11 protein-coding genes and 1 pseudogene are annotated in these 14,677 nt (G+C 36.3%); all 12 read right to left on the bottom strand.

Annotated elements, in window-relative coordinates; translation table 11 throughout:
• Positions 1 to 40 precede the first annotated feature (40 nt).
• The 12 genes and pseudogenes from BAZO_RS18075 to BAZO_RS18020 all read right to left on the bottom strand — a co-directional run bounded on the left by BAZO_RS18075 (position 41) and on the right by BAZO_RS18020 (position 14,655).
• Positions 41 to 1,075, bottom strand: a complete 1,035-nt coding sequence (locus BAZO_RS18075) for a zinc-dependent alcohol dehydrogenase (protein WP_003332874.1) — start codon at positions 1,073 to 1,075, stop codon at positions 41 to 43.
• Positions 1,076 to 1,406: 331 nt separating this feature from the next.
• Positions 1,407 to 2,417, bottom strand: a complete 1,011-nt coding sequence (locus BAZO_RS18070) for a LacI family DNA-binding transcriptional regulator (protein WP_003332873.1) — start codon at positions 2,415 to 2,417, stop codon at positions 1,407 to 1,409.
• 302 nt (positions 2,418 to 2,719) lie between these two features.
• Positions 2,720 to 5,383 carry a pyruvate, phosphate dikinase gene (gene ppdK / locus BAZO_RS18065; protein ID WP_003332872.1) on the bottom strand — a complete coding sequence of 888 codons (2,664 nt, stop codon included), beginning with the start codon at positions 5,381 to 5,383 and terminating at the stop codon, positions 2,720 to 2,722.
• A 1-nt stretch (position 5,384) separates the two neighbouring features.
• Entirely contained in the window at positions 5,385 to 6,200 is an 816-nt protein-coding gene (locus BAZO_RS18060) for a pyruvate, water dikinase regulatory protein (protein WP_003332871.1), read from the bottom strand.
• A gap of 182 nt (positions 6,201 to 6,382) precedes the next feature.
• On the bottom strand, positions 6,383 to 7,297 hold the full coding sequence (locus tag BAZO_RS18055; protein ID WP_003332870.1) for an alpha/beta hydrolase: 915 nt from the start codon (positions 7,295 to 7,297) through the stop codon (positions 6,383 to 6,385).
• A gap of 84 nt (positions 7,298 to 7,381) precedes the next feature.
• Positions 7,382 to 7,528: pseudogene (locus BAZO_RS21925) on the bottom strand (MmgE/PrpD family protein); the annotation flags it as partial.
• A 51-nt stretch (positions 7,529 to 7,579) separates the two neighbouring features.
• The gene (locus BAZO_RS18050) at positions 7,580 to 8,524 is read right to left on the bottom strand and encodes a glycine betaine ABC transporter substrate-binding protein (protein ID WP_003332868.1); all 945 of its coding nucleotides are present in this window, start codon (positions 8,522 to 8,524) and stop codon (positions 7,580 to 7,582) included.
• A 20-nt stretch (positions 8,525 to 8,544) separates the two neighbouring features.
• Complete coding sequence (locus tag BAZO_RS18045; RefSeq protein ID WP_003332867.1) at positions 8,545 to 9,282, bottom strand: ABC transporter permease; 738 nt, start codon at positions 9,280 to 9,282, stop codon at positions 8,545 to 8,547.
• 10 nt (positions 9,283 to 9,292) lie between these two features.
• Entirely contained in the window at positions 9,293 to 10,297 is a 1,005-nt protein-coding gene (locus BAZO_RS18040) for an ABC transporter ATP-binding protein (RefSeq protein WP_003332866.1), read from the bottom strand.
• A gap of 18 nt (positions 10,298 to 10,315) precedes the next feature.
• A complete protein-coding gene (locus BAZO_RS18035) occupies positions 10,316 to 10,975 on the bottom strand; it encodes an ABC transporter permease (protein WP_275450126.1) in 660 nt (219 codons plus the stop codon).
• Positions 10,976 to 11,185: 210 nt separating this feature from the next.
• Entirely contained in the window at positions 11,186 to 12,553 is a 1,368-nt protein-coding gene (locus BAZO_RS18025; protein WP_003332862.1) for a sigma-54-dependent transcriptional regulator, read from the bottom strand.
• Entirely contained in the window at positions 12,550 to 14,655 is a 2,106-nt protein-coding gene (locus BAZO_RS18020) for a sensor histidine kinase (protein ID WP_003332861.1), read from the bottom strand. The genes BAZO_RS18025 and BAZO_RS18020 overlap by 4 nt, the downstream gene beginning before the upstream one ends.
• Positions 14,656 to 14,677: the final 22 nt, after the last annotated feature.

Raw genomic sequence — 14,677 nt, 5'->3', positions numbered from 1 at the left:
ATTCTCCTTTCGATGGCGTTTGTAATAGGGAGGCCAATGATTAATTGTCATAGGTTAACAATATCTTTCCACAAGACTTTTCTTCACACATATTAAAGGCTTCCTTCCATTGTGATAGTGGCAACTTATGTGTAATAATTGGTTCAAGATTGATTTTCTTCTGTTCTAATATTTGCATAACCCTGTCCCAGGTTTTCATCGAATGGGCAAGGGAGCCAAATAATTGAATTTGTTTATATAAAATAGTATCATAATCCAACGTAACCTCTTTACCCGCAATCCCTACTTGGATATGCCTTCCAAGTTTTTTTAGAGCATTAAGACAACTATTGATAGATGCTGCTACTCCCGCACATTCAATTGTTACATCAACACCTCTGCCTTTCGTTTCTTTCATAACAACATCTTGCAATTTCACTTCATTAATATTGACAATAATATCTGCCCCAAGCTGTTTGGCTATTTCTAATCTTGTTAAATCTTGGGATGTTCCAGCAACGATAATTTTGCAACCTTTTAGAGTTAAAAGAGATAAACATAATAATCCTATAGGTCCAGGACCAGAGAGAAGAACTGTATCCCCTAACTTAATATCTGTTAATTCTTCTATTGCTTGAACAGCACATGCAAGCGGTTCTGATAACGCAGCCTCTTCAAGACTTACACTTTCTGGTACTTTATAAATCATATCCTCTCGAACAATTACTTGTTTTGTAAAACTTCCGTCAACTCCATGACCCATTCCACGGCGGGATTCACAGAACATGTAGTAACCAGTTTTACAGTAATAGCATGTTTTGCAAGTGACCGCATGTGATCCAAGAATAGCAACTCTATCCCCAACCTTTACGTTTTCCACTTCTTCTCCAACATCAGTTACAACTCCAGAAAATTCGTGGCCCATGATAACTGGAGGATAACTTTTGAATGTGTCATGAAAAATATGTAAATCAGTTCCGCAGATTCCAGTGAAGGCTACATTCACCTTTACTTTGTCTTTTGAACAATCAGGTTCAGGAACTTCGAGTAAATTAACGTTCCCTACACCTTTCTCCGTTTTTAACAACGCTTTCATTTTCCACACTCCTTAAAACGTATTGTTAAGCGCTTACTCAAAAGAATAAAAAATATTAATCTTCCTATCCTTATTGCATCTGAGAATACCTCGGTCGGTGCTAAAGCGCTTACCTTTTAATTAAAAAAATAAAACACGAGAGATTTTTTGGTATTCTCATAGTTTATTGAAGTTCATACATCTTTCTACAAAAAAGTTTTAATCTATTTTTCTCCTAGACATCCAATATTGAACCCTTCACAAAAGTGTTAAGCGCTTACTTTTATTTAATTTTATTCAAATATTATGCACAAGTCAATACATTTCAAAGAGAAATTCAGGGAAAATTTGATTAATTCACAATATTAAATTTTCCCGTTGATTCTCTGACAATTAGCGAAGGGTGAAGTGTTACTCGTATTTTTTCTTTTTTTTCCCCATTTATTTGAGAAATCATCAAGTCCATTACTTCTTTACCCATGTTTTGGATTGGTTGTGCAATTGTTGTTAATGGTGGTTCCACAATAGTTGCAATTATAGTATTATCAAAGCCAATAACTGATACATGTTCTGGCACATTCATTCCCATTTCCTTTATTGCCTGGATAGCACCTATGGCAAGCAAATCATTGCATGCAAATATTGCCGTAGGAGGATTTAGGCTTTTTAGGTATTTAATGGTCATATTTTTTCCTTGTATGATATGACTCATTTTTTCAATATATTCAAAGTCTGTTGGAAAGGTAAGTTGATTTTCATCTAAGGCTTGCTTGAAACCACGTATCCTCTCCCTATTACTCCAGACATCACGAGCGATGATGCCAATATTTTCATGGCCTAGATCAATGAGATATGATGCCGCCAAATAGCCTCCCATAAAATCATCAAGTGCCACAGTGTTTACTGGAAACATTGGAAAATCACGTGCGACGATTGCTACTGGAAAATCCTCTTTTACCAATTGTTCGACTTTACCTAGATTTTCAAATCCAGAGGCTAAAATAAAGCCATCCACACTCTTTCTTTTTAATAAAGAAATATATTTATTTTCCTTTTCTTCCTTATAATCAGTACTACAAATGACAAGATTATATCCAAACTCATGTCCGCGATCTTCTATACTCCTTGCCAACTCTGCAAAAAAAGGGTTAGCCAAATCCGGTATAAGTAGACCAATTGTTTTTGTTTGTTTTCCCATTAATGCAGATGCCATAATATTAGGTTGGTAGTCTAACTTTTTCATAACATTTAGGACCTTTTTTTTTGTTTTTTCACTTATACGTCCAGTATTGTTAATAACTTTTGAAACAGTTGCTATTGAAACATTAGCTTCTTTTGCAACATCATAAATTGTAACCTTCATTTTTTTCTCTCCTTGTTTAACTGATATTTTTATACCAGTGACAAACTTGGACCTTATTGGATTAGCTGTCCTTATAATGTATACCTTAATTTATTCCTTAAACGATTAATTTTATAATTATATACTTACATTATTAGATCAAAAGGAAACACAAAAGTTAAGCGCTTTCCTTGTCGATGTTTTTATTATACCAAAATCTACAATAGAATCAATTACTATATTCTCAAAAAATATAAATATAACCAGAAAAGAAGCTGCCCCCCAAGTTAGAAGCCAGCTTCTTTTTTTATTTATTTCTGAACCTATATCTTTTCTTCTCCTATTATCTTATCATTTCTAATCGTCGCCTGCGCCGCTGCAAGTCGTGCAAGTGGTACACGGTATGGTGAACAACTGACATAGTCCAAACCGGTATTGTAACAGAATTCAATGGAATGTTTTTCGCCACCATGTTCACCACAAATACCTGTTTTTAAGGTTGGATTGGTTTGACGTCCTAATTTGACTCCTGTTTCCACCAGCTTTCCGACTCCTTCTTGGTCAAGAACGACAAATGGATTTTCAGGCAGAACTTTATGGTTAATATAGGCTTGTAAAAATTTCCCTTCTGCATCATCGCGGCTGAAACCGAATGTTGTTTGGGTTAAATCGTTTGTACCGAATGAGAAGAAATCCGCTTCTTCCGCAATTTGATCTGCTGTTAAGGCAGCCCGAGGGATTTCAATCATTGTGCCAATAAGGTAATTAAATTCCTTGCCCGTTTCCTGTTGCACTTCATTTGCCGCATTGATGACGAGCTCGCGCATTTCCTTTAATTCATTTACATGCCCTACAAGCGGAATCATAATTTCCGGCTTGACTGGTAAGCCTTTGTCATTTAGTGTAGCAATTGCGTAGAAAATTGCTTTTGCCTGCATTTCGTAAATTTCCGGATGCATCAAACCAAGACGGCAGCCGCGGAGACCTAGCATTGGATTGAATTCAGCCAACTGATTTACCTTTTTCAATAACTTTTCTTTGTATTGGAGTTCTTCATTATCTGGGTCCGTAATTTGTAATTTCGTCACTTCGACTAGAAGCTCTTCTTTGTCAGGTAAGAATTCATGAAGTGGCGGATCTAGTAAACGGATTGTAACAGGTAAGCCTTGCATCGCTTCAAAAATGCCTTCAAAATCTCCTTGCTGCATCGGCAATAACAGGTCAAGTGCTTCCTTACGCTCTTCGTATGTTTCTGCAAGGATCATTTTTTGAACAATCGGGATTCGTTTTGGATCCATAAACATATGCTCTGTCCGGCATAGCCCGATTCCTCCGGCACCAAATTCAAATGCCCTCAAGGCATCTACAGGATTATCGGCATTGGCCCGAACTCCTAATTTTCTTGTTTCATCTGCCCATTCTAATAGTAGCTTGAATTCATCTGACAGCTCTGGTTCAATCATCGGAATTTCACCGAGCATAATTTCCCCAGTACCACCATCAATTGTGATCACATCACCATGATTCACAACCGTATCGCCAACAATAAACTGCTTTTTGCTCAAATCTATTTTCAAGTCCTCGCATCCACAAATACAGGCTTTTCCCATCCCCCTTGCAACAACAGCCGCATGGCTTGTCATGCCGCCACGGCTTGTTACAACCGCTTGGGCAGCGACAATACCATGAATATCATCTGGAGTTGTTTCAGGACGGACAAGAATGACTTTCTTCCCTTCATTACCTAAGGTTTCAGCTTCATCAGCATCAAAAACAACGCCACCGGTTGCAGCACCTGGTGAAGCAGGCAAGCCTTTAGCTAACAGATTCCGCTCCACTTTATCATCAAGACGGCGGTGAAGCAATTGATTTAATTGATCTGGGTCAACACGCAAGATGGCATTCTTTTTATCTATAATTCCTTCCGCAACCATTTCAACAGCAATGCGAATCGCCGCTTGGGCCGTTCTTTTACCTGTACGGGTTTGAAGGATAAAGAGCTTGCCCCGCTCAACCGTAAATTCAATATCCTGCATATCTTTATAATGCTGTTCAAGATGATGGCATGTATCAGCAAATTGTTGATACACCGTAGGCATTTCATCTTTTAGAGTAAGGATCGGTTTTGGTGTCCGTATACCTGCCACAACGTCTTCCCCTTGGGCATTGATTAAGTATTCACCATAAAGGACAGCCTCTCCAGTAGATGGATTACGTGTAAAGGCAACGCCTGTTCCGGAATCATCACCCATATTTCCAAATACCATCATTTGTATATTAACAGCTGTTCCCAAATGGCCAGGAATTTTATTTAAACGGCGGTACACAATCGCCCGCTGGTTATTCCAAGAATCAAATACGGAATTAATAGAAAGAAAGAGCTGTTCCCGCGGATCCTGTGGAAAATCTTTTTTCGTCCGTTTTTTTACAATTTCCTTATAGCCTTTAATAACTTCCTGCCAATCCTCGGCCGTTAGTTCCGGGTCAGATGAATAACCTTTCTCCTCTCTATATTCTTCTAACAATTGTTCAAAGAAATAAACATCAACACCAAGAACTACATCTGAAAACATTTGAATGAAACGACGATAAGAGTCATAGGCAAAACGAGGATTATTCGTTAATTCTGCCATTCCCCGGGCCGTTTCATCGTTCATACCAAGATTAAGAATTGTATCCATCATGCCAGGCATTGAGAAAACAGCGCCTGAACGAACGGATACTAAGAGTGGGTTCGTTGGATCTCCAAGACGTTTGTCTGTATGTTGTTCAAGCTTCTCAAGTGCAATTAAAATTTGCTCTTTCACTTCAGGGGAAATCGCTTTGCCTGAATCATAATAGGCATTACAAGCTTCAGTCGTAATTGTAAATCCGGAAGGAACAGGGAGGCCAATGTTGGTCATTTCTGCCAAATTGGCGCCTTTTCCTCCTAAAAGCTCTTTCATACTTGCGTTTCCTTCATTAAACAGATAAACGTACTTTTTCATCTTACGAACTCCTCTCTTTTTTTAGAATATCTAAAATATAGTCAGCTGTTTCTTCAATGGCTTTGTCAGACACATTAATGATTGGACAGCCAATCCGTTTCATAATCTTCTCTGCATAATCGAGTTCTTCTAGAATACGTTCAAAGCTTGCGTAATTGGCCTCGGACTTTAATCCAAGATTTTTCAGGCGTTCTTTGCGAATAGCATTTAATTTATCAGGTGAGATGATCAACCCAACACATTTATTTCTTGGCATTTTAAATAATTCGTCTGGGGGCTTGATCTCGGGAACAATTGGAACATTTGCGACTTTATAGCGTTTATGTGCTAAATACATGGAAAGTGGTGTTTTTGACGTTCGTGAAACACCAATCAAAATAATATCGGCGTTCAAGATTCCGCGCGGGTCACGGCCATCGTCATATTTAACCGCAAATTCAATTGCTTCGATTTTTCGAAAATAATCGTCATCGAGCTTTCGCATTAATTTAGGCTGATATTTCGGTTGTTGATTAAACTTGTTGATAAAGGCTTCCATTAGTGGATTCAATAAATCAACCGCATGAATGCCTATATCTTTTGCTCTTTTATCTAAGTATTCTTTTAAGGTTGGTATAACGATTGTATAGGCAATAATCGCAGAACCGTGTATCGCCATCGCCAACACATCTTCAATATCTTCAAAGCTTTCAACATATGTCTGCCGTTTGATTTCGACATAACCACGGTTAAATTGTGTTGCCACTGCTTTCACTACTAGCTCAGCTGTTTCTCCGACTGAATCTGAAACAATATAAACTATTTCTCTGTTTTTCAATAGCACTCACTTCCTTGTCTGCTTTTACCTCACATTTATTGTAATACAATTCAAAAAATTATACGTAACCTTTTATTACAAAAAAACAAAATTTTTCTAAAACATGAAAAGCCTGCAGAGAAAAATTTGCTTTCTCTACAGGCTTGTTGTTCTAGACTAAAAAATTAAAAGCGTCAAAATGATTAAGCAATCTCAACCTTATTCGCTAAAAAATTTAGGTTTGTGTTGAAGAACAGCGTTAATTCACTAGTTAGAGACTGAAAAACAGGATGTTCATGATACATAAAGTCATTATGTTTACCATCAATTAAATAAAATTGTTTTGGTTCTTGGGCAGCTTCATATAGTCCCTTTGACTCTTCTAATGGATGAAGTAAATTGTCTTTTCCATGACCAACGAATAATGGTATAGGTGAAATTTCCTTAGCTACTTTTTCCGCATTCATATTCATAATGGAATCAGTAAATTGAATCTGAGTTTGTTTTCCAAAAGGTGAAAGTGGCGCTAATTCCTTTTGAACATAATCATCTGTTGCAGGGTCCAATGGATAATGGATAAATGGGTCTGCAAGCTCCGACTTTCCTGTTGTAACACGAGTTATACGGTCTTGTTCTACAGTTTTTACAATTTCCATCCATTCTACATAAGAATGAATTGATTTTAACCAACGTTCGCCATCATAGAAGCCGTTTAGAGCAGCAACCGCTTTTACTCGTTTGTCTTTTGCAGCAACCCGAACAACATTTGATCCACCCATTCCCCAGCCAATTAATCCAATTCGTTCAGAGTCAACCTCCGGTTGTACCTGTAAGAATGTAATGGCATTCATAATATCCTCAACTTGTTCATCTAAGATAACACGTCCGTTTTCTCCCTCACTATTGGCAAAACCACGGTAATCAAAGCCTAAACAAACAAAACCTGCCTCTGTTAAATTTCTTGCAAACAAACGTGGATAAAATTCGTTAAAACCGTTATACCCTGAATTCGGAATAATTGCTGGTCTTTTTTCTCCTTCTACATAATCATCAGGTAAATAAACAGTTCCTTCTAATTTATATCCTTCACTATAAAAGCTAATTTGACGTTCTTTCATGTTAACATCCTCCAATATTAAAAAATATTTTAGTCATTTATAATTTTTAATAGATCATTAATAGAATCTAATTCCTCAATATGTTCAATATTTTCTAGTAACAAGACACTCTTTTTTTCTCCCATCTTCTGCTGCAGCTAATACTGCAGGGATAATGACAGCACCAGGATGGCCCTTGGTTAATCTATGTCCATCATCTAAATCAAGAGCATTAGCCAATACCCCATTTACAAAAGCTGCACCAGCTGATTAATGAACCCCTTCCTATATGGATAAGGATATTTATTTAACCAAGCCATTTTCAGTCAACCATTGACGTGCTACTTCTGCTATTTCTTTATGTTCAACATCAACTTGATAATTTAAAGTCATCATTGTCTCAGTATTCAATTTAGCTGACAATTCATTTAACAGCTTTGATAGTTCATCGTTTACCACTTCCTTACGAATAACAGGTGCAGCATTATAAGCCGGGAAGAAATATTGATCATCCTCCAATGCCACTAAATTAAAGCCTTTAATACGGCCGTCTGTAGCAAATCCTACAGAAACATCTACTTGTTTATCATTTAAGGCATTATACAGTAACCCGGTATCCATACGTGTTACGTTTTTTGCAGGGAATTTAAATCCATACTTTTTTTCTAATCCTTTTAATCCATCCTCCCGGGCATAAAATTCAGCATTAGACGCAAATTTTAATGCATTTGCATCATGATTAACATAGTTTGCAAGATCAGAAATCGTGTTGATTCCTAATTCATCGGCTAAATCCTTACGCATTAATAGTGCATACGTATTATTAACTTCTGCTTTATCTAACCAAACCAATCCATTTCCCTCATCTATTTCTTTAACAGTTTGATATGTTTTATCAGGGTCTGTCTCAACCTCTTGCTTTTGATAAATTACTAGGGCTGTTCCAGTGTATTCCCAATAAAGATCAACTTGTCCGTTTTCTAGCGCTGTACGTACAACAGTACTTCCCATATTGCTAGCTTCTTCCACATCAAAGCCATTCTCTTTTAAGTAGATGGAAGAAATCTTTGACAATAATAATTGCTCTGTAAAGTCCTTTCCACCAATTGTAATTTTTCCCTTTGATTGTTTAGCAGCAACAGATGGATCCTTTTGATCTTCACCGTTATTACTGCTATTTGAACTACTACAAGCAACCAAACCAAACATTGCTATACATAATACAAATCCTAAGAAAATTCGCTTCATTCTTTATCCCCCTTTGTTTGTTATGCAGCTTCAAGATTACGTTGAATTCCTTTTGATACAACAACTTTTTCAAACATACCTAAAATAAAGTCCAAGAAGATTGCTAGGAAAATGACAGGGATTGCACCCGAAAGCATTATTCCTGTATCAGACATTGCGATCCCAGTAAAGATTAAGTCCCCTAAACCACCTCCTCCAATAAGAAATGCTAAAGCTGCGGAACCTACATTAATAACAATTGATGTTCTTATTCCAGCCAAAATAATGGGAAGTGCATTCGTAATTTCAAGTTTCCAAAGAATTTGCTTTCTCGTCATCCCCATTCCTTCCCCAGCATCAAGAATGGAGCGATTTACGCTTTCAATGCCTGCAACGGTATTACGCAAAATGGGTAATAAGGAATTAAACCACAATGCAAATACAGCAGTTTGCCAGCCAAGGCCTAAATATGACATGATTAAGGCTAAAATAGCAAGGGTTGGGATCGTCTGCCCTACATTCGCAAAATTAATGACAATCCAATCATATTTTTTGTATTTTGGTCTTGTTATGATTATTCCTAATGGAACTGCAATTAAGATAGCAAACAAACTAGATATTGCTACTAATCTTATATGCTGCCCTCCTAAATAAAGAAGGTCTCCCGGGTTATTCATCATAAAATCAAACGAGCCGGCCTTAAAAGCCCAAACAACAATTGCCATTACGATAAACAAAAGTAATATGCGGATAATTTTTTCAAGTTTTTTACCTTTCACATTATCCCTCCTAACAACGTATTGCAGTCACTTCAGACGGGTGCACTGACGTTAAAGATTCAAAATCAGAAACAGTTAATACACCCAATTTATCTCCATTTTGGCCTAGAACAACTGCTTCTCCTGTATGAGAAGATAGAATAATAGATAATGCTGTTCGTAAATTATCACTTAACTGAATTGTAGACTGGCTTCGATGTGGATCATATTTCGTTTGTTTTCTGAACCTTCCTAATTTCTCCAACAAATCCCTAACTGTCAGTAAGGTTAGACGTTTAAGCGAACTGTCACTTCCTATAAAGTCCTCGACAAATTTATTTTTCGGGCTAGCAAGGATATCGTCTGGTGTGTCATATTGCATGAGATGACCATCTTTAAATATTGCTATCTTGTTTGCTAGTCTGATTGCTTCATCGATATCATGGCTTACAAACAAAATGGTTTTCTTAACATTCTCCTGAATTTTTAAAAACTCATTTTGAATATGTTCTCGAATAATTGGATCAAGAGCACCAAAAGGTTCATCCATTAACATAATCGGTGGATCAGCAGCTAATGCTCTGGCAATTCCTACTCGTTGCTGCTGTCCCCCCGAAAGCTCCCATGGAAAACGCTTACTAAACTCGTCAGGCTGTAACCCGAATAAATCAAGAAGTTCATCTGATCTTTTTTTCATTTTTACACGATCCCATCCTAATAGTTTAGGAACAACACATATATTTTCCTCAATTGTAAGGTTTGGGAATAAACCATTTTGCTGAATAACATATCCTATTGATCTCCGTAATTTAATTAAGTCTAAGGATTGGGTATCCTGCCCATTGACTTCAATTTTTCCACCTGTAATCGGAATTAATCGGTTTACCATACGCAGTAATGTTGTTTTTCCACATCCTGATGGACCTAGAAAGACACAGATTTCACCAGGATTTACTTCAAAACTAATTGAATCAACTGCGGTTACCTTTTTTGAATCGCTTTCATAAATCTTTGTTACTTTATCAAATTTAATCACATATATCACCTTCCTCTTTTATAAGTGAACTCTTTTTGGACTAATTACTTTTTGGATTCTCCCAAGAATTAAATCTACCGAGATGGCTAAAATTGATACGGCTAAAGCTCCAACCTGTACCATTGTGGTATAGCTTGTAGAGATCCCTCTAGCTATATAAACGCCTAACCCTCCTGCTCCAATGTAGGCAGCAATTGCCCCAATTCCGATCGTGAGGACGATTGCCATCCGAACCCCTGCCATAATAACGGGGAGTGCTAATGGTAGTTCAACCTTGAATAATCTTTGCCAGGTGGTCATTCCCATTCCAATTGCAGCATCTCTTATATTGGGATCAACGTTTTTAATTGCGATATACGTATTCCTTATAATTGGTAACTGGGAGTAGAGAATTAAGGCAACGATTGCTGGAACAAACCCAATCCCTTGGTTAATAATAGAAAAAATCGGAATCATAATCCCAAAAAGTGCTATACTAGGAATGGTCATAATAATTCCTGCGACAGCTAAGACTAAATTCGCTAAGGAATCCTTTTGTGAAATGTATATACCAAAGGGGACTCCCGTTAAAACGGCGACTCCTACAGCTAAGCCTACAAGCTTTATATGCTCTAAGGTTAATTGAAAAAGAGTTGGCCAGTTTCCTTGAATAAAATCAATAATATCCAATACATCCACCTCCCAAGATTTTTTGTTTTCTTGCCAATTTATATATGCAACTTTTGTGCCAACTTAAAAGAACAATAAAACGGGGAAAATACTGAATTTTTTGTAAAGAAGTTAAATAGAATTGGTAAAAAATTTTTACAAATAGAATCCTGTCCATAAATAAAAGAAAATCAGCACCACAAACATGTAGTGCTGATTCCTTTTTAGTTCTTTTACTGATCATTCATGCGGAAAGAACTTGTTCATTTTATATAACAAGCTTTGCCTAGAAATTCCTAGTTTCTTCGCAGCAACAGATTGCTGCCCTAATGCTTCATCAAGTGCTTTTAATATTAACTGTTTTTCAATATCTTCCATTTGTTCCGGCAATGTTTTATTTTGTTCTTTCATGTTTCCAAAGACACTTGGTTCTATGTTTGTCTCGCGAATTTCTCTTTGAAAATCATCCAAAGATAAATGTTCTCCCTGACATAAAACCACGGCACGTTCTATTGCATTTTCCAACTCTCGAACATTACCAGGCCAATGGTAGCTCATTAAAATCCTCATTATTTCACTTGAGGCAAGGAAATTACGACCGTATTTTTTTCGATGTCGGTCTAAAAACTTTTCAACAAGGAGAGGAATGTCATCCTTCCTTTCCCGCAATGATGGAACATAAATATCAACTATATTCAATCTGTAAAATAAATCTTCCCGAAACTGTCCTTCTTCTACCATCTTTTTTAGATCACGATTCGTAGCCACAACAATTCTAACATCTACTTGTTTAATAGAATCGCTTCCAACAGGAATAAATGTTTTGCTTTGTGTAACTTGCAATAGCTTCGCCTGGAAAGAAGGCGTTATTTCACCAATTTCATCTAAAAAAATTGTTCCACCATTTGCTGCTTCGAATTTTCCTTTTCGAGCGGAAACGGCCCCTGTAAACGCCCCTTTTTCATGCCCGAATAGTTCACTTTCCAATAGTTGTTCCGGAATCGAAGCGCAGTTAACAGGTATAAAAGGAGAGTGGGAGCGGTCACTCAATTTATGCAAGGTTTCCGCAATCAAGCTTTTTCCCGTACCGCTTTCCCCTTCCAATAAAACATTGGCATCAGTTGCCGCAACACGATTAATGAGAAGATGAATTTGTTTCATCGCCTTACTTGTTCCTAATAACTCCCCAGATTGCTCTGCTTTTTCTAATTTTTCCTTAAGGATTTGATTTTCTTCTTTTATTTTTAACCATTCTATTGCTCTTTCAATGACGACAATAATTTCTTGAAGTTTTACTGGTTTAACAATATAGTCAAATGCACCAGCCTTCATGGCCAAAACTGCATTTTCGATATTTCCATAAGCAGTCATCATTACAAAAATTTTTGAAGGGTATAGCGATACAAATTCCTCTAATAAATCTAACCCAGAACAATCAGGCAGCTTCAAATCTAGGAAAACAATATTAATTTCCTCGAATTCACTTACTTTACGTCTGGCCTCCTGACCATTTGCCGCAGTTAAAATATGATAATTTTTCTTCGATAGGGAGGTTTGAAATATTTTTAAGAGCTTCGTCTCGTCATCTACTATAAGAATACTTTTCATATTGCTCCACCTTCCTTTGGTAAATAAATACTGATTATAGTCCCATCACCTACCTTACTAAAAGCATCAATTTTCCCATTATGCTCTGTTATAATCTCATAGGCAATTGCCAGCCCTAAACCAGTACCTTCTTTTTTGGTTGTATAGAATGGATTAAAAATCCAGTTAATTTCCGATTCAGGAATTCCTTTTCCTGTATCCTCAATCTCTATTTTCCAATCCCTTATCCTTTCAGTTACTGAAATAGTTAAAACTCCACCATTCTCCATTGCTTGGATACTATTAAGGAAGATATTCAAAAATACTTGATTTAATTTTTTCTCAATTCCTACAAATGGCACTTCATTCACCGTGTTATTTAGTTGTACCGTTATTTGATGCTCATCAAGCTTATTTCGTAATAATGATAAAAGCTCCTGTATTAAAGAAAGCATATTGACCTTAGCTTTTAAATCTTTACTTTCTCCTTTTGACATTTTAAGAAAATCAGTTAATAGAAGATTCATTCGTTCAGCAGTTTCAATAATATCCTGTGTCATATCCTTTAAAACGTCTATTTCGATATTCTCCTCCTGCAACTCCAACTCTATTGCTTCGGCTGCTGCTGTAATAATCCCTAAGGGATTTTTTATTTCATGCGCAATTCCGGCTGTTAACTGTCCAAGTGAAGCTAAACGCTCCGATTGTTTTAAATATGCTTCTATCCTTTTAATTTCACTTACATCTCTTAAAATAAGAAGGGTTCCCATATTTTGATTCTTATCATCATAAAATAGGGAAGAATATATATTAATAATGTGAGTTTGTCCCTGTTTATCATAAATCTCACTTTCCACTTCATTAAATTCTTTCCCCAGTTGAACCGTTTGCCATACAAAAAATTCATCCTTCGATTTCTTTATTGGCAAATCTATGATTTTTTTCCCAATCGCTTCTTTCCTACTGAATAAAGTTAGTTGTTCTGCACCTTTATTAAAAGTTACTATATTTCCTTCTTTATCAATTGTAATAACAGCATAAGGTATGGATTCTAAAATATTAATTAACTTTTTCTGCCTTTTTGATAATTCTCTAGCCATCTCATCCATTGTTATAGATAAGGTTTCGAGCTCATCTCCTGTTTTGATGATTTGAAAGCTCTGACGAAATCCATCCTTATATTCCCTTGCCTGTTTCGTCAAATGTGTAATTGGTTCCACAAATCTGGACGTTGCATAAAATGTAAAAATCAACGTCAGTAATGTGACTGTTAAAAATCCTTTCAATAATAATTCCTGAACATTTTTTGTCGATGCTAAAGCTTGCTGAATCGGCTCCCCTACAATAATACCGAAATTACCTAATTGGATTGGCTGATAAGCAAAAAACATCCTTTTATTAAATAAATCCCCTTCCCAAATTCCTGATTTATTCTTATATAAGTAGTCTCCAAGCTGATGTGTTGCAATATTCGTTCCAATAAACGATGAATCACTATGGCTTATAACATTTCCGTCACGATCAATGAGAGCGTTTACACCATCAACTCCAATTTTCACTTGATTTAAATACTGTGATAAAACATCTAAATTAATAAAGGCAATAATTCCACCTTTAAATAAACCATGTTCGTCAATGATCGGAACCGATACTGCAATAACTTTTTTTCCATTTTCTAATGAAAATAAATTTGAGATATAATATGTTTTGCTCCATGATAAACGGTCAAATATATCAACAGACTTTGGGGAATCGGAGATATAAACATTTGGTATCGCAAATAAGGTATCACCGTGTTCATCCACTAATTTGCTGTGAAGAAATAATGGATTACGTGATATAATCTTTTCCGCCTCTTCAATATCTATTACTTCTCCTTCCTGCACCCTCAAAGCATACTCAGACAAAACCCTCAACTCGTTTATTATATTAGAAAAAATATAATTCATTTTCTTTCCAACCGTCTGCGCCATCAACTCATTCCTATAATTTTTTTCCTCACTAACAGATTTGTTCATCACCTGAGTAGTTATCAAATATAGAAGCGAAAGTGCACATAAAGTAAGGAGTAGTGTGATTAATAAATATCGTTTTGTAATTTTTGAACGAAAAAATTGTTTCATTTATTTCACTCCAATTTGTTAA

The sequence above is a fragment of the Schinkia azotoformans LMG 9581 genome, assembly GCF_000307855.1.
In the GTDB taxonomy this organism is placed as follows: Bacteria; Bacillota; Bacilli; order Bacillales; family Bacillaceae_J; genus Schinkia; species Schinkia azotoformans.
This window is presented reverse-complemented; position numbering and strand designations above follow the sequence as displayed.